A 19,721-nucleotide genomic window follows, 5' to 3' on the forward strand; every position below is an offset into this window, starting at 1 on the left:
CTTCCATGTGCTTCTATTACCCAAGCTGCTCTACGGGCATCGGTTGGCGCAACATCCTCTGAACATCTTCAGGCGTGATCATGCCAGCCCCAAACGACAGTGTATTTGCTGCACCACATGCCATCCCGAGCTGAATCGCATCGGGCCAGTTCAGGTCGCGCATTCGCCCGACTAGTACACCAGCCAGCATGGAATCACCGCAGCCAACCGTATTTTTGACTTCGTTAGCTGGTAGCGAACTGGCTGCAATACGCCAGATCTGACTCCCGGCTCCAAACAACGCGCCTTCTGCCCCAAGCGAGAGAAGAACATGTCGCGCTCCGCGTGCATGCAGCTCACGTACAGCCCTGCACCGCGCTTCTTCGCTATCCAATGAAAAGCCAAGGAGTGCTTCTGTCTCCGGTTGATTCGGCTTGATTAAGTAAGGCGTTTCACGTAAGGCTTCGAGCAGCGCTTGACCGCTCGTATCCAACACACATTTCGCTCCTGTTTGGGCAACGACTCTAATCAGAGTCGCGTAGGCATTTGCGGGCAATCCGGCAGGCAAGCTCCCGGAAAACACTACGAACTGTGCCTTGCTTCCCAGCAATACCAAGCGTTCCTGTAAAAGGTTCAACTCCTCTTCACCTAATACAGGTCCCGGCTCCAACAATTCCGTCACTGTCTTTTCCTGCTCATCGAGAAAGGCGAGGCACAGGCGGGACTCCCCATTGGCTTCAATAAATGAGGTTGCGATCCCCTCGCGTACACAGCCTTCCACGATAAACCTCCCGTTATGACCAGCGACAAAACCGCTTGCTACCACTTCCTGCCCCAACGTTTTGGCTACGCGCGCCACGTTGATGCCTTTTCCGCCCGGTAGGCTCAGTACATCCCGCATCCGATGCAGTTCCCCTGCACGAAAATGAGAGAGGCGATACGTCTTGTCGATGGCCGCATTCAGCGTAACCGTTACGAGCATGCTATCTCACCTGCACACTAACGAGCGGCTGCCCCATTTTTTGTTTGAACAAATTGATCACATCTACAGGTGTCGGATCAACCCCACGAATCAAGGCTGCATACAACGACACGAAGTCTGCCAGGTACACGATGGAAAACAGCCGGGCCATTCTGGATACGCCTTGCGAATGAACCACTCTGACTGCACCCGCTCTCTCACGCAAAATGTCTGCGCTAATTTCCACACGCTGTGTCGTCTTCTCGCTGTCCTCCTGATCACGGATAAGCGTAAAGTGAACGCCTTTCAATAGAGCAGCAGGCGAATCCCAGCCCACAGCTTCGTCGTGGTGCAGACTCGGTATCGCGTTCCAGAATGCCATCAGCTTGCTGTTTTCACCCAGCTGGTTTTTCCAGCGCCATGCAGGAGCGTCGAATAACGGCAGAGTTCCGTACACAACAGGGATCAGACCATCCATTTCCATTGCGATTTGTTTCGCTTCGTTTCGATTGATCGGGGAATCGGTTCCGTACGTATGCTTCAAGGTTTGGAACAGCGCGATCGTTTCCTCGATCTCCGCACGCTTGTCAGAAACCAACCCGAGCTTGGTCAAAATGGCGAGAATCGGCAGGAAAATGTACCCGAGCACGATACGCGGCATCATTCCACCAGGTACGACCACGCAGGCATGACCGTTTTCACGTGCCATTTCCAATACTTTGCCGCCCGCTGTAATGACTACCACCTGTGCCCCTTTGGCAATCGACGCTTCGTATCCGCTGACGACCTCCTCCGTGTTGCCTGAATGGCTGACGACGATAACGAGTGTTTCTGCATCTACAAAAGCCGGGATGGTGTAACCTTGATTCAACTGGAGGGGAACTTGCAGTTCATCAAACAAATACGACTTGATCAGATTGACGCTCGCAGCGGAGCCGCCTCCCGTTCCCAGAACCACAATATTTTTAATTTTAACAGAAATATTCGATACATCTAAAGAATCAGATAATTTTAGACCTTCTTGAAACTGTTCATCATAGCTTTCCGTATCTTGCAGTGCCAAAATCGTATCCAGTTCACGCAATTTTTTCGCATCATCCAAATTGATACGCATGGAAAATCGTCCCTTTCTTCGCTATCTTCGTTTTTCGTTACCGTACTACTGCCTTATCCATACAACCACACATCTCCATCTTGGCCAGTGCGACCTCTTTTACCGCTTGTTTCGCTCGTTTCATATAGGTACGGGGGTCGTTTTCCTGCGGATTATGGTCAAATACACCCTTGATCGCTTGCGAAAAGGCAATTCGCAGCTCTGTCGCTACGTTCATCTTCGCCATACCGAGCTTGACCGCTCGCTTCACTTGCTCCTCGGGAATTCCTGAACCACCATGCAAGACAAGCGGTACAGAGACCCGCCGGGCAATCTCTTCAATTCGAGCAAAATCGATGCGCGGTTCTCCCTTATAAATTCCGTGAGCCGTACCAATGGCGGGGGCCAATGTATCGACACCCGTCAACTCGATAAATCGTTCGCACTCGGCTGGATCAGCGAGCGCAGCATCTGCTTCGTCCACGACGAGATCGTCCTCGACGCCTCCTACCTTGCCCAACTCTGCCTCCACATTGACGCCATGCTTTTGGGCCAGTGCCACTACTCGTCGCGTCATCTCTGCATTTTCTGCAAAAGGATGCATCGACGCGTCGATCATGACCGATGTATAACCCGCTTCGATGCAACGCACGATTAATTCTTCCTCATGACAATGATCCAGATGCAAGGCGATCGGCACCCGGGCTTGCTGTGCTGCTACCCGGGCGATTGCCGCCACATACTCAGGTCCGAGATGCCGTACCGTTCCGACGGTCGTCTGCAAAATAAGCGGAGCGTTTGCTTCAGAAGCCGCCTCCACTACCGCCTGGAGCATTTCCATCGTGTGTACGTTGAATGCCCCCACGCAATATCCTTGTGCTCTTGCCTCGCGGAGCATCTGTGTCGATGATACCAACGCCATAACTAATCCTCCTTTTCACTTGGCTCAGATGGACACGCCCTGCATGCTCGCCAGCTCCAGATTGATGCCCAGCTCCGCATACTTACTGGCAAAAGACTGCGCCGCCGCGTCCGTGATAATCCGATCCACGTCCGAGAGACCGGCGAATTTGGCCAAATGCGTCTCCCCAAACTTGCTGTGATCAGCCAGCACGTACACCTTTCTTGCACGTTCCATCATAACCTGATTGATTTGCGCTTCGGCCAGATTCAATGTCGTCAGTCCGTTTTCTGGATGAACACCATCTGCACCGATAAAGCATTTGAAGACAGACAAGCCACGCAGGTTTTCCGCCGCTACTGAACCCACGAGAGCAAACGATTTGTGCCGCATCTCCCCACCGATCAAAATGACGTGATGCTTGCCTTGACTGTTCAACTCCATTGCGATGTTGACCGCATTCGTGACGACAGTCAAATCATTCATCCCGCGCAGTAGCTTTGCGAGTTCCATCATCGTCGTCCCTGCCCCCAGAATGACCGTGTCACCCGGCTGAATGTGGGACAGCGCCTGATAGGCAATCGCCTGCTTCTCTTCGCTTCTCTCTGCCAGCTTTTCTGTGAAGCTACGCTCCAGAGGCAGGAAATTTGTAATCGTTGCTCCCCCATGAATGCGCGTTAGCAGTCCATCATTTTCGAGCTTGATCAAATCTTTTCGGATCGTTACTTCAGACACATCGAGCGCCAGGCTCAACTGGCTGACGGTTACGCTTTGCTCGGATTTCAACTGTTCCAGTATCTTGTTGTGCCGTTCGGCTGCCAGCATATCTCTCACTTCCTTACGATCAAACTATTATGAATTTCGTTTTGTTGTGTTACCCTTTCGTTTACTTTCATTTCGATCTTATCATTGAAGAAAAACGAATGTCAAACAAGTTATGGAATTTTCCGAAAACAAAACCAGCCTGCTCTGGTTCTAGACCAAAACAGACTGGTTGGTTGCCTCATTACCCGATATCCCGACTTTCCAGCATGAAATCAATAAACTTCTTATGCGCCCGTGAGAGCCACTTATTTTTATGGTAGGCAATTTGTGCATAGAACAACAGCTCTTCCTCGCACGCTATCATTTTCACTTTTTTCTCACGCAACAAGGCTTCCACGCTAATATACGGCATCAAGCTCACGCCTAGCCCGTTCGCGACACTCTGCTTGATCGCTTCCATACTGGAGAACTCCAGGTGGTGTTTCGGCTTGATCTCCCTTTTTTCCAAGAAGCGCTGAAAAAACCGCCGCAGAGCACAATGCTCTCCACTGAAAATCATGCATTCCTCGCCAGCACCCTCTATTTTCTCAAACGAATGATCGCGCCCCCCGATAAAAACCAGCCGCTCCGTAGAGAACTGCTCCACTACCAGATTCGGATCATCGAGCTTTGGCTCCAGCGTGATCACGATATCCAATAGACCGTCATGCAGCTTTTCCCGTAAGCGAATACAGTCATCCATCACAAATGAAATATTTACGCCCGGGTAGCTCGCTCTGTACTTGGACAAAATGTCACCCAGCCGATAGATCGTAAGCGTCTCCGAGGCTCCGATGCGTAACTCGCCTTGCAGTGATTGCTCATTCGCCGATATATCCTTGATTTTCGCATACGAAACCAGCAGCTCCTCGACATACGTGTACAGCTCGCGACCATAGGCGGTCAATTGAATTTTCTTTCCCAGTCGATCAAACAAAGGGACGCCCATTCCTTCTTCCAGTTGCTGAATATGAGAGGTAATGGTCGCCTGCGAATATTGCAGTGCTTGCGCAGCCTTCGTAAAGCTGTTGAAATCAACGACTGCCTTAAAGGTTTGAAATTGGCGAATCTCCATGAGTCTCCCCCTTGCCCGCATGTTTATTATCAGAAATACTGAAGTTACTCTTCAGAACTTTCATTTTTACTAATAACCAATGATAGCATATGATTCTTGGTAAGTACCGGTACGGCTTGAACGATTCGAACATAGGAGCTGATTTTCGATGAAAAAAGTGTGCTTGTTATTACCGAATGGCTTTGAAGCAGTAGAAGCAAGCGTATTTACTGATGTAATCGGCTGGAACAAGGAAGAGGGCGACGGAACAACGGAGCTGGTGACGGTGGGCACGCGTAAAGAGTTGAAATGCACGTGGAATTTTACTGTGATCCCCGAAATGGTGATCGACGATGCGAATGTAAACGACTTCGATGCACTGGCACTGCCTGGCGGTTTTGAGCAGGCGGGGTTTTATGAAGATGCCTATCGCGAGGACGTTCTCGCTTTCATACGTGAATTTGAAAAGCAAGGCAAAGTGATCGCCTCCATCTGTGTCGGCGCGCTTCCCCTCGGGAAAAGCGGGATTTTGCAAGGACGAAAAGCAACGACCTACAACCTGAACAACCAGTTGCGGCAAAAGCAACTAGCTGCGATGGGTGCCAATGTCATTCCTGACCAATCCATCGTCATCGACAACAATATTATCACCTCGTACAACCCTTCGACCGCTTTTGATGTGGCATTCACCTTGCTGGAGTCGCTGACATCCCGCGAAAACACCGACAATGTGAAACGCTTGATGGGGTTTCTTGTATAATAAAACCGGCATTCTGCCCAGTGCTCTTGGGTAAATGCCGGTTTCTTTCTGCTATTTAACGAACAAGCTTGCCAGCGCTCACTGTGTCTATATGAATGAGAATATCAAATGTTTGCCCAAGCGCAGCTGTTACAAGGTTTGGTGTGTTTGGATTAGCAGAACCGCGTCCGTTCAAAAACGGCCGTTCTTCGTCTAACCATTTTTTGGTGAGACCTGTAGCAGTCCGTAAATCAACAAAGTATTGATCCTTTGAGACTTGATCTAGGGTGTGATTGGATGTATTATCATTCGATTCAATGGTAACTGGAACAATTTTATATTCAGAGTTATACGCGTTGAAATCGCCTTTCCCGAATGAAGTTCCAATCGTTACATATTTCTTACCATAATGGTCCAGTAAATGCTGACCGGCGAGCTTCGGGTATACATCCGGCACTATATTGCTCTTTGCGATGTGCCCATTGTGCCCCCATACGATTGTTTTTCCTAGCTGTTCATGAGCCCACTTCGCATTCTCAAACATCGCGATATCATGCCTCAAAAATACTTCTGATGGATTCTCCGAGAAGTTGAAATACATGCCAGTAAATTGCTCAATGATCTTGGCGTGTTGCTTGATCTTTGCGAACTCCTCGGATTGGCCGTTCAGACGCTTTTTGTTTTGTTCCAATATTTTCGTGATTTCTTTCGCTTGCTCATGATGTTTTTTCTGAATGGCATCTGGCAAAGATGTATAGGTTTCCAGATCCTTCGTAACTTCGGCAAGTTCCTTCATTTTTTTATCCACACGGGGCAGCAGGTCAGGCTTATATTCTTTTATATACTGTCTGATCTCATCGTATACATTTTCGCTGACGTTTTGTACATCCATCCCGACCACCCGCAGTTTCTCTTCGTTCTCGGGATCGGCATTGTACTCACGCATCCATTCCAGCATGTCTACGATTTCTTGTGTTTGAAATAGGGGCATTAGATTTTCACTCGGATTCCCTTCTCCTGTGAGAACGTAATGATCAAGTTCCAATGCGTTGCCCCAGTTTTCTTCTAATACAAGGGTGGTAAAGCCCATTTCCATGACGAGAAATTCAACAAACCGGTGTTTCATCGTAAAAATTTCACGACTGCCATGATTTGCCTCACCTAAACCTACGATTGAAGCAGAACCGATCATGTCGCGCAGCGGTTCAATATCTTCAAGATCAGTCCCTGGCTCAGCGCTATTCAATTCAAAAGATTTCAGCTCTAACCATTCTTTTGGACTTAGATTTTTTGCCTTCTTCCCTTGTTGTTGTTCGCTGTCCGTCTCGGTTAATGGAGCTGCATACGTGGCATGAGCTCCTGTTAAGAGGAGACTACAAATCGATACCGCGGCGATGCTACTTTTGTAAAAGTTCATTTCTCTTTCCTCCTATTATCTTCGTTTGCTCAAAGTATGGCCCGAGCACTGCCTATACAACAAGTAACGTTTTGTCATAAATTTCAAACACCCTGTTACCAACGGTTTCTCCCTACCCCATATGACAATCTGTCATCAAAAAAAGCACCGGATCTTGAAGATCGGTACTTTTGAAATAGCATTTCCAATGTCATATGCTGCAATCGGGGATAAGAATAGGCCATCCATCGCACCCTACCTTCTAAAGGAGTGGTGAATCATGGATAATAAAAAGCGTTCCTCTGAGCACGATCCAACGATTGCGCCAAGTATGTACGGTCATGATCCATTAGAAGAAAAAGCGACAGAAGAAGAAGTGGAAAAAGGGGATTACACAGAGGTTACGCGGCTTTTCCTCGACCGAACGCCAGAAGAGTAAAGACGGGATTTCTCCCGTCTTTTTTGTCGTCTAAATGATCCCTTTGCTTCTCGCTAGCTCGACTGCCTCTTCACGATTATTAACACCGAGCTTCGAATACAGATTGGAACAATAATTACGAACGGTTCCTTCCGATAAATACATCTTGGCAGCGATTGACTTGTAGCGCAGTCCTTCGGATAGATGCTGCAATATCTCTATTTCACGTTTGGTAAGCCCATTCGGATCGTTCGGGCTGTACTTTTCTAACAGCTCACGTTGGCGCCTCATCTCCTCGAAAAGTCGCGTGGCGATAGACTGGTCAATCCACGTTCCTCCACGATAGATGAGTTTTATGGCCTCAACCATTTCTCTCGGTTGAGTCGACTTCAGCATGTATCCTTCCGCTCCATATTCCATGGCCGTTCCAGCCTGTGTGGAATCTTCAAAAGTCGTCATGAGCACAACCTTCATGTTCGGCCAACGTTGTTTCATTTCAAGTAGGGCGTCAAGTCCGTTCAGTCCTTGCAAGTGAAAATCCATTAGCACGATATCCGGCTGGCACTGCTCGCACTGTTCTAATGCTTCTTGCCCTTTATTAGCCGTCCCCACAACAATAAAGTCGGACTGCTGACTTAAAATCTGCTGCAAGCTGTCAGCAATGAGAACCTGATTGTCCACGATGAGCAAACGGATTTTTCCATGTACAGGCTCTACCTGTAAAGGAACATTACAAATGACGACGGTTCCTCGTCCTGGTTGCGAATGAACGGACAACGTACCTTGATGGATCTCCAGTCGTTCCTCCATACTATTTAAACCAAATCCGAACTGGATCGACTCCATTCCATTGCCATTATCTTCGATCTGTAATCGAAGTTGCTGACTTTCGAAATACAGATCAACAGTGATTACGCTCGCTTGACCGTGACGAACCGCATTAGTCAGCGACTCTTGCAGACAGCGATATAAGCATAAGCTCATTTCTTGCATAACGAGAGTCTCACTGCCGATTACACGGAAGTTGACCGTTACCCCTGTAGCCTGAATAAAATCCTTCGTTAGTTCCCGTAGCGCCTCACCTAACGACTGGCTCAACTGCGCATCAGAGAGCTGGTGCAGATGCTTTCTAATACCATCCAAGCTGCGCTGTGCGATTGCGACAAGTGTATCAACCCGTTCAATCTGTGAATCAGGAACTGATGACCGGAGCGATTCTACGCCGACTAGCAAAGAGGTTAACGAATGCCCAAGCGTGTCATGTAGCTCATGTGACAGCCGATTACGCTCCTCGATTAGTGTGAGCTCCTCGATCTGCTTAATATGCTGCTCCAGTAATTGCTTCTGCTCATGAATGATTCTGGCCTGCTTATGAGACTGAATCAATATACCAAAAGCCAAACCCATGGCAAACCCAAAGCTGCAACTAAACATATACTCGTACGGCGGGCGATTCGTTATTAAACCGTTTAAAACCGGAAAAATGACCCCACAAGGAATTCCCGTCCACACATACGTTTTCTGATTGCTCGCCACGCCAATAATCATCACGAGTATGATGAAAGACCAAAGCAATCCTGGCGCTACATAAGCCACATATAGATAAAAGAGGCCGGCAGCTAAGACCTCGACTGCCAAATACCAGTTTTCTCTCCTGTATGGAACGATCAATGGAATGAGGTAAACCATGAAGGCGAAGAAGATGGTGACCCCAAACGGACCAGCGATCATTGCCGGATAGACGACATGAGAAATGATGATAATCGCCAACCAAATCGTTCGTAGGGCAAAAATGACCCAATTATACCAGAACCATTTTTTTATCATGGATAACATCGATTCGTGTACTCCCACTTGTTATGTAATGTAAGAATATCTCTGTATGTTTATGACTCATCTTGTATCAACCTTTCCCGATTCGTCAAGCAGAATCTACTTGTCATATCGGTCTTATGACAGTATGTCATTTGGTACATGTGATGAGTCTAAACCAGATGTCATCGACAAATGAAGCGGTTTTGTCACTATGTGATTTTACAACGCTAAGAATAAGGTGAGTATGTGAGACAACACATTTCAACTTATAGGAGCGAAGAGAAATGAAACCATTCCACATGCAAAAAGGAAAAGGAGCGTCACTGACTTTATCTGCCTTATTGATAGGGGCGCTGGTACTTCCTACTTACGGTTGTGCGGAAGCGGGCATGAACCAGACAATCACGCAACAACTAAAAACAGACCACGCTAAAACAAAAGAAGCGATCGATAAAGCCGCTGCCAGCGAAAACATTCCAGGCGTCATCGTTGCAGTAAAGAAGGGAAATGATTTCTGGTCGTATGCTTCCGGCGAAGCGAATATCGAAAGTAAGAAACCAATAGAAGCTGACTATTCATTTCGAATCGGGAGTATAACGAAATCGTTCGTCGGTGTAGTTACCCTGCAACTAGCTGGGGAAAAGAAACTAAGCCTTGATGACTCGATGGAGAAGTGGCTGCCAGGTGTCGTGCAAGGAAATGGCTATGATGGGAACAAAATTACGATTCGTCAGTTATTAAGTCATACGAGCGGCATTGCAGACTACTTAGATGCTGAACTCAAGCAAAGTTTACTCCAGAACTCCACTCAAACGTTTACAGCCGAACAACTGGTTTCTCGTGCATTAAAGCAAAAACCAACCACGGGGGGATATTCGAATACGAATACCGTTCTCATGAAACTCATTATTCAGAAGGTCACAGGAGAAACGTATGCTGAGCAAATTAAGAAACGAATTATTGAGCCGCTTCAATTAAAAGAAACGCTATTGCCCGACGACTCTCATTCCTTGCCTGAACGGAGTCCAAATGGATACTTTAACAATGCCGGTACATTAATGGATATGACTCTGCTTAACCCTTCGTTTGCAGACTCAGCAGGGGGGATGATCTCGACTGCGAAAGATTTAACAACGTTCTTCAGTGCTTTATTGGGCGGAAAATTGTTAACACCTGAGATTCAGAAAGAAATGATGACCACTGTTGCTACTCCACACGGGAGGTTCGGACTCGGTATTCAAGAAGTAACATTGCCGAATGGCGTCACCATATGGGGTCATCAAGGTGGTATTCCTGGATTCACCAACTTTGCAGGTGGAACAAAAGACGGCGAGCATGTGATCGCGATGAGCATAAACGTACTAGAAGGTGCTGTTCCACATATGGAGAGCATCCAGATGACTGAATTCTCGGGACTAGCCAATCAACCATCTACCGTGGATCAAGCTGCCCAAAAACATCGGGACGAAATGAACCAACTCATTGATCAAGAAGCAAAAAGCGAGAAGATTCCAGGCATAGTGGCTGCTGGGTTAAGAGACGGAGAATATTGGTCTCATGCAGCGGGTGTAGCCAACCTCGAACAAAAAAATCCGATGGAGTCGGACTTTACTTTCCGTATTGGCAGTGTCACCAAGGCGTTTGTCGCTACCACCGTCTTACAGTTAGCGCAGGAGGAAAAGCTGAATCTGGATGACTCGGTAGAAAAATGGCTGCCAGGTGTAGTACAGGGCAATGGGTATGACGGCAACAAAATCACGATTCGTCAGTTATTGAACCAAACGAGCGGGATTGCGAGCTATACGAATATAGAAATGCGACACGCTACCTCATTCCCTCAATACACCGTCGATGACCTTGTACGTATGGGGCTGGCAAAGCCGCCAGTATTTCAGCCAGGAGCAGGCTGGGACTATTCCAATACCAATACCGTGCTAGCTGGTCTTATTATTCAGAAGGTTACAGGGGAAAAGTATGCAGAGCAGATTAAGAAACGTATCCTCGACCCGCTTCAGATGACAGATACATCCTTTAGTGGTAGCAACCCCAAAATTCCGGGTCAGCATGCCTCAGGTTATAACATGGATAAGTCCGGTAATTTGTATGATTTTACAGAGTACAATCCTTCATGGGCAAATGCGGCGGGAGAAATGATCTCCACAGGGAAGGATCTGACCACCTTCTTCAGTGCGCTCTTAGGAGGAAAGCTATTAAATGACGAGATGATGAAGCAGATGACGACAGGTGTGGATTCTCCTTATGGTAAGTATGGACTCGGTATTTATGAGGTAAAAACGCAGAATGGGAAGAGCTATTGGGCACACGGCGGCGGCATTCATGGGTTTGAAACGTTAGCTGGTGGTACGCTAGGTGGGAAGCAAGTTTTGGTGACGAACGTCAATGCGGTCGGTCCTGAACCTATACAGGTTAATCTCGGCCTCTTCCAAAAGGAATTTAGCCGTTAAGTCCATTGAAGTACTTTTTAATCGAATACCGACAGAGTAGAGACGGGATGAACTCCCGTCTTTTTCTTTTTCTATAAATTTATTTATGGATACATACATAAAACATAATTTGTTTTATCGATAACTCAGTCTTAGAATAGCAACTGTACCCGAAATCACAAAGTACAGGAGGCAATATAGATGGCAAAACAAATCTTGATGGTAGTCACCAAGGCTATGACATCACAGTAGCAAGCCCACAGGGAGGGCTGGCACGATGTTTGATCTGCCAGATAACCAAAAGCTCCAGCAATTACTGCGAGATTTTTATGAAGCAGGAAAAGTAGTAGCGGCTGTTTGCCACGGTCCTGCCGGTCTCGTTGGCGCGACTTTGTCCAATGGACAACCTCTGGTCGCAGGCAAGCGCGTGAATGCTTTCACGGACAGTGAAGAAGCAGCGACAGGCTTGGCTCCCATATTCATCTTGTCATTTTCTTTATCCTAAAGGAGGGCTAATCACTATCATGCTAACAGAAAATATGGCCCGTCACTCTGAACAGACACTGGCCACTCGCAAAGGCTCCACTCTCGCCTTGTACGCTTTGACACTCGGCGCATTCGCGATCGGGATGACAGAATTCATCATTATGGGACTGCTCTCTGAGGTAGCCACCAGTTTAAACGTATCCATCCCGATGGCTGGATTCCTGATTACCGGATATGCATTAGGAGTCGCTATCGGCGCTCCTATTATCACGATAGCTACCCACAGAATGCCGCGCAAAGCACTATTGCTGTTTCTTATGATTCTATTTATCGCGGGAAATGCGCTTGCCGCTCTCGCACCGAACTATACCGTTTTGATGTTTGCTCGCATCTTGGCCGCGCTCACCCACGGATCGTTCTTCGGCGTTGGCTCGGTCATTGCCGCTGAGCTGGTTCCCAAGGAAAAACGCGCGGGTGCCATCGCGATCATGTTCACTGGGCTGACCCTGGCCAATATTTTGGGTGTGCCGATTGGAACGTTTCTGGGGCAAGCGTACGGCTGGCGCTCTACTTTCTGGGCGATCACGATTATTGGGATCATTGCACTCATCGGGATTGTCATGCTTGTCCCGAAGGTAGCAAATGCCACGTCCAGTCTGCGCCAGGAGCTCGGTGTGCTCAAACGCCCAGCCGTTCATATCGCGCTTTTGATGACCGTATTCGGATTTGGTGGCGTATTTACCGCTTTTACCTACATTTCGCCAATTCTAGTGGATATCACAGGCTTCTCGCCTAGCTCTGTTTCCTATATTCTCGTCTTGTTCGGCGTGGGAATTACGATCGGGAATATTTACGGAGGAAAATTGGCTGACCGCAAGCTGTTTCCTTCCCTTCTCGGGATACTTGTCGTACTAGCGCTAGTTCTCGCTGTTTTCAGCTTTACCGATCAAAATAAGGTCCTCACCTTGATAACGGTATTCATTTTGGGGATTGCAGCATTTGGTACGGTTCCTGGCTTGCAGCTCCACATGCTGAACACAGCCAAGGAAGCTCCTACGCTCGCCTCGACACTGAACATCGCGGCCTTTAACCTGGGAAATGCGCTTGGTGCCTATATCGGGGGCGTTGTCATCGATTTTAACTTTGCAGGCGGTCTCCCTGCCGTTCCTTGGGTCGCTTCGCTCGTGACGGTCATCGGAATTTTGTTTACGATATGGGGAGCACAGCACCAGAAACGTCTCAGTTAAGAAAGGATAGCCAACATGGTGGACTTTGAATGGTACCGAAGTTTTATCAGTATCTACAAGCATAACTCCGTATCGGAAGCTGCCAGAACGAGAATGATGACCCAGCCAGCCATGAGCCAGCATCTGGCTTCTCTGGAGGCTGAGGTGGGCGAGCCGTTGTTTACGCGAGCTCCCCGGAAAATGATCCCGACCGAGCGAGGCAAAGCTCTTTATACGCAGGTGGTTCCTCTCATCGAAGCATTGGAGGAAACCACGCAAAACCTGAAAACAAGCGCAGCCACGTCTTTGCCCGTGATTCGAATCGGATCGGCGCATGAGTTTTTTCGGGAAAAGCTGGCTCCACATATCGGCAGCTACCAGATGTGCGTGATTGCCAAACTGGGCATCGCTTCCCAAGTACTCGACTGGCTGGTAGAAGAAAAGGTAGACATCATCGTCATGTCGCAAAAGCTTTCCGCGCCGGGTGTAGAATATATTCCGTACATGCAGGAGGAGTTTGTCTTGGTGGCACCTCCCAATTACAATGAACCCACGTTTGAGGACCGGGAATCCTTTCAAGCGTGGCTATGCTCCCAGCCGTGGATCAGCTATGATTTGGATTTGCCGATTATCCGCCGTTTTTGGCGTGAGCATTTTCAGAAGCGTCCACAAACGCATCCGACACACGTCGTGCCCGATTTGCACAGTGTGCTGATGGCTATCGAGCATGGCGCAGGCATAAGCCTATTGCCCACCTTCATGCTGGACGACCATTTGTCCAGAAACAAGGTAAAGATTATGTACCCGTCCTGTACTGTTTTTAATGATTTGTATTTGGCATATCAGATGAAGAACCGGAATTCGCCCCTCTTGAAAGCATTAATTGAAAGAATGAAGAAGACGGTTGAAAACAACATTAGATAAAGATAATGCCGCTCCTAATAATGGAGCGGCACACCCTTATAAACAGTTCAAAGTTTTAACATCTCGTTTATCCATGATCTAAAATTTTCTTGCCTATTTGGATATGTTCCATCAATATTTTTCCTTAATGTCACCCACTGTAGATGCTGAGGGAGATTGCATACTTTTAATCTGAGATCATTCAACTCTCCCGTATAATCTTCTAATATAAGCAGCCTTTCACCATCTAGGGTTTCCTTTCCAAACGCTTCATATTTTACATCATTAATTACTGCAGTCGTATGCCAGTGTTTGTATGTGCACCAACGGAAGTTCCCTGGTAGCCCTTTTAATTTCAAATCCAATTCTTCTATATCTTCATTTCTTACATAAGATCCAATTATTTCAGTATCTAATTCAATTCTTGGATCGAACTCTTTACAATCAATGGTTACCTCATAATCTGCATTTTCTTCAGTATGATAGTGAAATAGGATATCTCTCAAGTTGTTTAAGGCAATTTCTTTGCCGAAGTATACTCCTGATTTTTTCTCCATAAATGATCCCCTATTTCATAATTAGTGTGCATTACCTTTAAACCCAAAGGCAAAATCAGTTCGTCAAATTATTAATCCGTACCCCATTTGGGCAAAGTTCCATTCCGAGTAATTGTATATATCTCATAATGATCTTCCATATCAGGATCAGAATCCGTCTTTTTATGGTAGTGGAAGTCTAGATGCGTTTTCCCCCGTAATTCTCTTTTTCTAATATCAAACCTAAATATATCTCTTCCTCTATCATCATAAAGAGTAAATACTTCTTCTCCTTGTTTTATCCTCCCATTAGAATTTTCGGGACCAGAATAGTCAATCTTTCCTTTATGCTCATCATATACAGCCTCTGCTGCATTGCTAATTTCATCCCAAACTCTGTCTTCAAATTCATCCCAAATTTCACGCATGATTTTTTTACCGAATTTCGATTTTACAAATCCCTTTAATGCGAGCGCCACAACTGGCCAAAGTAACGGAAGAGCGAGGGCTTCTACCTTATCTCTCGAACTATACTGAATCGTTTCGCTTCTTGGTTCAATTATGTTTTCACTACCATATCTTAATACCACTGAGGTGATACTCGGCAAAATAGTAGGAGAAAGCTCGTTAGCGTTAAACTCTTCTTCGATATCTTCTTTAATCTGATCAACCAGTGAGTATAATTTTTCACTTTTCTTATCTTCATTCTTTATTTCTAAAACAGATTCTAACTCTTCCTTTAGATCGTCGTTTATGGTTGATTGATTCATAAACAACTCTCTATATTCTTGATCCTCCTGTAAAGCAAATATGATGTATTCTAAATGGGTAAATACAAATTCAGTTGAGTAGCGCAACGCTTCTTCACTTAAATTAAGTTCAACGCCTGCATCTTCTAAGTATTTACTATTAAGGATTTGTTTTAAAACTTCGCTATCTATTTTTGGGATTTTATTAATTTGTGTATTTGCAGATGCAGTTGATAGTAATACTGTGTTAAATAATAAAACAAAAGCTAACACTATTGCTGTAGTATGTCTTAGTTTAAGCAGCAGCGCCTTCATAATATCCCTCCGTAGATTAATTAGAATTTTAGCTAACAATTGAATATGCATGAACTACAAGAAAATAGATCACCCTTTCATTCTAAATAATTCAATAATTTGGATATAATTACAAAATATCATATTAATAACTATAAATAATTACCAATCAATCGACAAAACATCATTCTTGGACGAATAAATGAGTATGGAAGAAAATATAAAAACACTTGATTCCCTATCAATTGAGTAGTAAAGTGATAATAAGCTCAGCGAAGGGAGGCAAACTACCATGCGTAATAACACGATCGGCTCATTAATCTGGTTACGCTTGATGCGGTTTACCACCCAAAGCAACCAGCTGTCGAATGAGTTTCTCAAACGCTTCGATTTAACAACAGCTCAATTCGATGTCCTGATGCAAATTAGCGTCTATCAGCCTCTTACCCAATCGGAGTTAGCTGAGAAGGTTACCGTTACACAAGGTGGTATTTCTCGCATGCTCGTACGACTTGAAAAAGAAGGCTACATTGAACGCAAGCAGGATTGGAAAACGAAAACGATCAGCCTTACCGAAAAAGGCGAAGCGGTACTGGAACAAGCCTTTCCTGAACAATTGGCTTTCCAATCGTCTTTCTTTGACGAGGTACTGAGTGAAGAAGAACAAAAAACACTTTACACCCTGATGACACGCGTTCATAAGAATAGCCAAAAAAAAGAATTACCGCCCGAGTAATTTTTTTTACACCATCACTTGATTAGTCAAGTTAAATAAGGAGGGACTCCCATGTACACCATTCCAGGCCATCACCATGTATCTATGTTAACCAAGCATGCTTCATCGAATAATCACTTTTATCAGAACGTATTGGGACTGCGCAGAGTGAAGAAAACCGTCAACCAAGACGATCCGTCGATGTATCACCTGTTTTACGGAGATTTGACAGGCAGTGCTGGAACAGAGTTGTCGTTTTTTGAAATGTCCATGGTAGGAAAAACCGTACGCGGCACGAACGCCATCACTCGAATTGGACTGCTCGTCCCTTCACTGGAGAGCTTGGCCTTTTGGAAAAACCGCTTTGAACAACTGAATGTCCACCATGGCGACATTACCAAGTACGCTGGACGCGATGCCTTGCATTTCGAAGACCCGGAAGGTCTGCGGATGATCCTGATCAATAACAACAGCGAAGAATTTCCGTCGAATTGGTCTACATGGAGCGAATCCGTAGTCGAAGAAAAGCATCGCATTTTGGGAATCGGCACGGTTGAGATTACCGTCCGCTCCTTGGAGAAAATAGCCAGTCTGTTAACAGATACATTCGGCTATACCGAAGTATCACGCTCAGTGCAAGAAGCCATTTATCAATCCGTTCCAGGGAAGTCCTTCGGTGAAATTGTCATCAAGCAGGAAGAAGGAACACCTGAAAAGCCGGGCCGTGGAAGTGTTCATCACTTGGCGATTCGCGTGAATAACGACGAAGAACTGCAATATTGGGATGACGCCGTTCGTAAACGCGGCTTCCGTTCAACAGGAGTGATTGATCGATTCTACTTCAAAAGCTTGTATTTCCGTGAGTCCAACGGCATTTTGTTCGAAATTGCAACTGACGGTCCTGGCTTTACAGCAGATTCAACCGTCGAGGAGCTCGGAAAAGCTCTAGACTTGCCTCCATTCCTGGAAGAACGCCGCGCAGAAATTGAAGCCAAATTGACACCCATTGACTAAAAGGAGTGAATCACCATGGAACAATATCGTATCGACACAAAAAAAGGACTCGAATTAGGATTGTATTCCATTGGGGATCATAACCCAAACCCGCACACAGGCTCAAAAATTTCTTCTGAACAGCGCATTAAGGAATTAATTGAGGCAAGTAAGCTGGCAGATGAAGCAGGCCTTGATGTATTCGCTGTCGGCGAAAGCCACCAGACGCATTTTACGACACAAGCGCATACCGTCATTCTGGGTGCAATCGCACAAGCTACGAAAAACATTAAAATCGCCAGTTCCGCCACTGTATTGAGCACATCCGACCCGGTCCGCGTGTATGAGGATTTCGCAACCTTGGATCTGATCTCCAATGGTCGGGCAGAAATAGTTGCCGGACGCGGTTCCCGAGTAGGAGCGTATAGCCTCCTCGGCTACGATGTGCGCGACTATGAGGAATTGTTTGAAGAGAAAATGGACCTTCTTCTCAAGCTTAATAACGAGGATCGCATTACGTGGGAAGGGCAATTCCGTGCACCGCTACAAAATGCTACGATCCTGCCTCAGCCTTTACAAGGACGTCTGCCTATCTGGCGTGCAGTAGGGGGACCACCGGCAAGCGCAATTAAAGCCGGTCAAGCAGGCGTGCCTATGATGCTGACCACACTCGGAGGTCCTGCCATCAACTTCAAAGGTTCCGTTGATGCTTATCGGGAGGCCGCGAAGCAAAATGGTTTTGACCCAGCGACCTTGCCAGTAGCGACAACGAGTTTATTTTATACAGCCGACAAAACTTCAGACGCACTTCGTGAGTACTATCCGCATCTAAATGGTGGGTTTATCGCATTGCGTGGCGGTGGCTATCCGAAGCAACAGTTTGCGCAAGCTGTCGATTATCGAGATGCGTTAATGATTGGGAGTCCAGACGTCATCATCGAGAAAATGCTCTACCAATACGAAATGTACGGACAACAACGCTTCATGGCGCAAATCGATTTTGGCGGTGTACCTTTTGATAAAATCGCAAAAAATATTGAACTGATTGCAACGAAAATCTTACCAGAAGTGAAAAAGCATACAACCAAATCCTAACCAAAAAAGGAGTGGAACTTATGAAAATCGTCGGAATCGCGGGCTCTAACGTAGGCTCGAAAACAAGAACAGCCATGGATTTGACACTCAAAATGGCACGGGAAAAATACCCGGATGCAGAGATTACGTTGCTTGACCTCGCCGAGTACAATCTCGTCTTCAGTGATGGACGGAATTACACGGATTACGAAGGGGACACCAAGCTCGTGACCGAAACCATCATGGGAGCCGATGCGCTTATCATTGGAACACCCACATTCCAAGCATCCATCCCAGCCACATTGAAAAACATTTTTGATCTGTTGCCTGTCAACGCATTCCGGGATAAAGTCGTCAGCGTATTGGTCACGGCAGGAACATCCAAACACTATCTCATGGCGGAACAACAGTTGAAGCCAATCCTGTCTTATATGAAGGCACATATCGTACCCACTTATGTTTTTATCGAAGAGAAAGACTTCAACCGCAAAGAAATCATCAATGATGATATTCACTTCCGCCTAGAGCGACTTGTCGAGGATACGGTACTGCTCGTCGATACCTATGCACGGATTCGGGAGCAAAAAGATGCCGAGTATGATTTTTAATCGAATCAAATTTATCTCAAATTAAAGAAACTCAATACAAAACTATTTAGGAGGAATTATCCATGACAACGAAAAACCACCATGTCATTGACGCAAATGATGCAGCGCTGTTGTTGATCGACCATCAAAGTGGTTTGTTCCAAACAGTAGGGGATATGGATGTGCCGCAAGATGACGACAGATATTACACTGGCTCGCGTAGTGCAAGCAGGAGCAGTTCCTATTGATACACTCGCTGTCATGTCCGAATTGCAAAAAACATGGAACCGCCCAGATGCCCAAGAGTTCGCAGAAATCTATGCGGAAGTGATGCCAAACTACGGCCTGCTCATCGAAAGCTTCCAAAGAGCGTTTAAAGAAGGCCTGGCAGCGAAGTAACCTGCCGTCCAACTACCTTAACAATGAAAAGACGCAGATCTTCTTCTCACAAGGAAAGAAGGTCTGCGTCTTTTTTATTTTTCCATCATAGTTAAATTTATCCTAAGTAGATTATAATCATGAAGCAACAGATGAATCACATGTAAAAGGTGGCG

The 19,721-nt window shown here is 46.3% G+C and carries 20 protein-coding genes and 1 pseudogene; 12 read left to right on the forward strand and 9 right to left on the reverse strand.

Translation table 11 applies throughout. The annotated features are described in order from the left end of the window. Window positions 1-16 precede the first annotated feature (16 nt). The 5 genes from pfkB to C7R93_RS09150 all read right to left on the reverse strand — a co-directional run bounded on the left by pfkB (window position 17) and on the right by C7R93_RS09150 (window position 4,813). Window positions 17-961 carry a 1-phosphofructokinase gene (pfkB, locus tag C7R93_RS09130; protein WP_106838535.1) on the reverse strand — a complete coding sequence of 315 codons (945 nt, stop codon included), beginning with the start codon at window positions 959-961 and terminating at the stop codon, window positions 17-19. A gap of 1 nt (window position 962) precedes the next feature. Next, window positions 963-2,054: a bifunctional phosphoglucose/phosphomannose isomerase gene (locus C7R93_RS09135; RefSeq protein WP_106838536.1), complete on the reverse strand. Its 1,092-nt coding sequence runs from the start codon at window positions 2,052-2,054 to the stop codon at window positions 963-965. 37 nt (window positions 2,055-2,091) lie between these two features. Beyond that, a complete protein-coding gene (gene fba, locus C7R93_RS09140; protein ID WP_106838537.1) occupies window positions 2,092-2,955 on the reverse strand; it encodes a class II fructose-1,6-bisphosphate aldolase in 864 nt (287 codons plus the stop codon). 24 nt (window positions 2,956-2,979) lie between these two features. After that, window positions 2,980-3,759: a DeoR/GlpR family DNA-binding transcription regulator gene (locus C7R93_RS09145; protein WP_106838538.1), complete on the reverse strand. Its 780-nt coding sequence runs from the start codon at window positions 3,757-3,759 to the stop codon at window positions 2,980-2,982. Window positions 3,760-3,940: 181 nt separating this feature from the next. Continuing rightward, window positions 3,941-4,813 (reverse strand): LysR family transcriptional regulator, encoded by an 873-nt coding sequence (locus C7R93_RS09150; RefSeq protein WP_106838539.1) that lies wholly within the window; start codon window positions 4,811-4,813, stop codon window positions 3,941-3,943. Between the two features lie 148 nt (window positions 4,814-4,961). Between C7R93_RS09150 and C7R93_RS09155 the strand changes: the two genes are divergently transcribed. Next, window positions 4,962-5,552 (forward strand): DJ-1/PfpI family protein, encoded by a 591-nt coding sequence (locus tag C7R93_RS09155; RefSeq protein WP_106838540.1) that lies wholly within the window; start codon window positions 4,962-4,964, stop codon window positions 5,550-5,552. A gap of 55 nt (window positions 5,553-5,607) precedes the next feature. On the opposite strand, the gene C7R93_RS09160 is transcribed toward C7R93_RS09155, so the two are convergent. Further along, on the reverse strand, window positions 5,608-6,948 hold the full coding sequence (locus C7R93_RS09160) for an erythromycin esterase family protein (protein ID WP_106838541.1): 1,341 nt from the start codon (window positions 6,946-6,948) through the stop codon (window positions 5,608-5,610). Window positions 6,949-7,207: 259 nt separating this feature from the next. On the opposite strand from C7R93_RS09160, the gene C7R93_RS30240 reads away from it, so the two are divergent. Next, on the forward strand, window positions 7,208-7,366 hold the full coding sequence (locus C7R93_RS30240; RefSeq protein ID WP_167402449.1) for a hypothetical protein: 159 nt from the start codon (window positions 7,208-7,210) through the stop codon (window positions 7,364-7,366). A 30-nt stretch (window positions 7,367-7,396) separates the two neighbouring features. Here C7R93_RS30240 and C7R93_RS09165 read toward each other — a convergent pair whose 3' ends face one another. Next, window positions 7,397-9,181, reverse strand: a complete 1,785-nt coding sequence (locus tag C7R93_RS09165) for a helix-turn-helix transcriptional regulator (protein ID WP_106838542.1) — start codon at window positions 9,179-9,181, stop codon at window positions 7,397-7,399. Between the two features lie 263 nt (window positions 9,182-9,444). On the opposite strand from C7R93_RS09165, the gene C7R93_RS09170 reads away from it, so the two are divergent. The 4 genes and pseudogenes from C7R93_RS09170 to C7R93_RS09185 all read left to right on the forward strand — a co-directional run bounded on the left by C7R93_RS09170 (window position 9,445) and on the right by C7R93_RS09185 (window position 14,240). After that, window positions 9,445-11,625 (forward strand): serine hydrolase domain-containing protein, encoded by a 2,181-nt coding sequence (locus tag C7R93_RS09170; RefSeq protein ID WP_106838543.1) that lies wholly within the window; start codon window positions 9,445-9,447, stop codon window positions 11,623-11,625. A gap of 241 nt (window positions 11,626-11,866) precedes the next feature. Further along, window positions 11,867-12,073 (forward strand): annotated as a pseudogene (locus C7R93_RS09175) (DJ-1/PfpI family protein); the annotation flags it as partial. A gap of 55 nt (window positions 12,074-12,128) precedes the next feature. Next, window positions 12,129-13,337, forward strand: a complete 1,209-nt coding sequence (locus C7R93_RS09180) for an MFS transporter (protein WP_106838544.1) — start codon at window positions 12,129-12,131, stop codon at window positions 13,335-13,337. Between the two features lie 15 nt (window positions 13,338-13,352). Continuing rightward, complete coding sequence (locus tag C7R93_RS09185) at window positions 13,353-14,240, forward strand: LysR family transcriptional regulator (RefSeq protein ID WP_106838545.1); 888 nt, start codon at window positions 13,353-13,355, stop codon at window positions 14,238-14,240. 47 nt (window positions 14,241-14,287) lie between these two features. Here the strand turns inward: C7R93_RS09185 and C7R93_RS09190 are convergent, their stop codons facing one another. Beyond that, window positions 14,288-14,776 (reverse strand): hypothetical protein, encoded by a 489-nt coding sequence (locus C7R93_RS09190; RefSeq protein WP_106838546.1) that lies wholly within the window; start codon window positions 14,774-14,776, stop codon window positions 14,288-14,290. A gap of 71 nt (window positions 14,777-14,847) precedes the next feature. After that, complete coding sequence (locus C7R93_RS09195) at window positions 14,848-15,819, reverse strand: YpjP family protein (protein ID WP_158264013.1); 972 nt, start codon at window positions 15,817-15,819, stop codon at window positions 14,848-14,850. A 271-nt stretch (window positions 15,820-16,090) separates the two neighbouring features. Here C7R93_RS09195 and C7R93_RS09200 point away from each other — a divergent pair, with 271 nt between their 5' ends. From C7R93_RS09200 to C7R93_RS09220, 6 genes are all read left to right on the forward strand, one after another. Then, a complete protein-coding gene (locus tag C7R93_RS09200) occupies window positions 16,091-16,534 on the forward strand; it encodes a MarR family winged helix-turn-helix transcriptional regulator (RefSeq protein WP_106838548.1) in 444 nt (147 codons plus the stop codon). 51 nt (window positions 16,535-16,585) lie between these two features. Further along, entirely contained in the window at window positions 16,586-17,527 is a 942-nt protein-coding gene (locus C7R93_RS09205; protein WP_106838549.1) for a ring-cleaving dioxygenase, read from the forward strand. Window positions 17,528-17,542: 15 nt separating this feature from the next. Next, the gene (locus C7R93_RS09210; RefSeq protein ID WP_106838550.1) at window positions 17,543-18,601 is read left to right on the forward strand and encodes an LLM class flavin-dependent oxidoreductase; all 1,059 of its coding nucleotides are present in this window, start codon (window positions 17,543-17,545) and stop codon (window positions 18,599-18,601) included. A gap of 20 nt (window positions 18,602-18,621) precedes the next feature. Continuing rightward, window positions 18,622-19,188 carry an NADPH-dependent FMN reductase gene (locus C7R93_RS09215; protein WP_106838551.1) on the forward strand — a complete coding sequence of 189 codons (567 nt, stop codon included), beginning with the start codon at window positions 18,622-18,624 and terminating at the stop codon, window positions 19,186-19,188. Between the two features lie 62 nt (window positions 19,189-19,250). Then, window positions 19,251-19,415: a hypothetical protein gene (locus C7R93_RS30450; protein WP_208637801.1), complete on the forward strand. Its 165-nt coding sequence runs from the start codon at window positions 19,251-19,253 to the stop codon at window positions 19,413-19,415. Then, window positions 19,360-19,566 carry a hypothetical protein gene (locus C7R93_RS09220; protein ID WP_208637802.1) on the forward strand — a complete coding sequence of 69 codons (207 nt, stop codon included), beginning with the start codon at window positions 19,360-19,362 and terminating at the stop codon, window positions 19,564-19,566. Before C7R93_RS30450 ends, C7R93_RS09220 begins: the two co-directional genes overlap by 56 nt. The last annotated feature ends 155 nt before the right edge of the window (window positions 19,567-19,721 follow it).

The organism is Brevibacillus fortis (genome assembly GCF_003013395.1).
GTDB classification, from domain to species: domain Bacteria; phylum Bacillota; class Bacilli; order Brevibacillales; family Brevibacillaceae; genus Brevibacillus; species Brevibacillus fortis.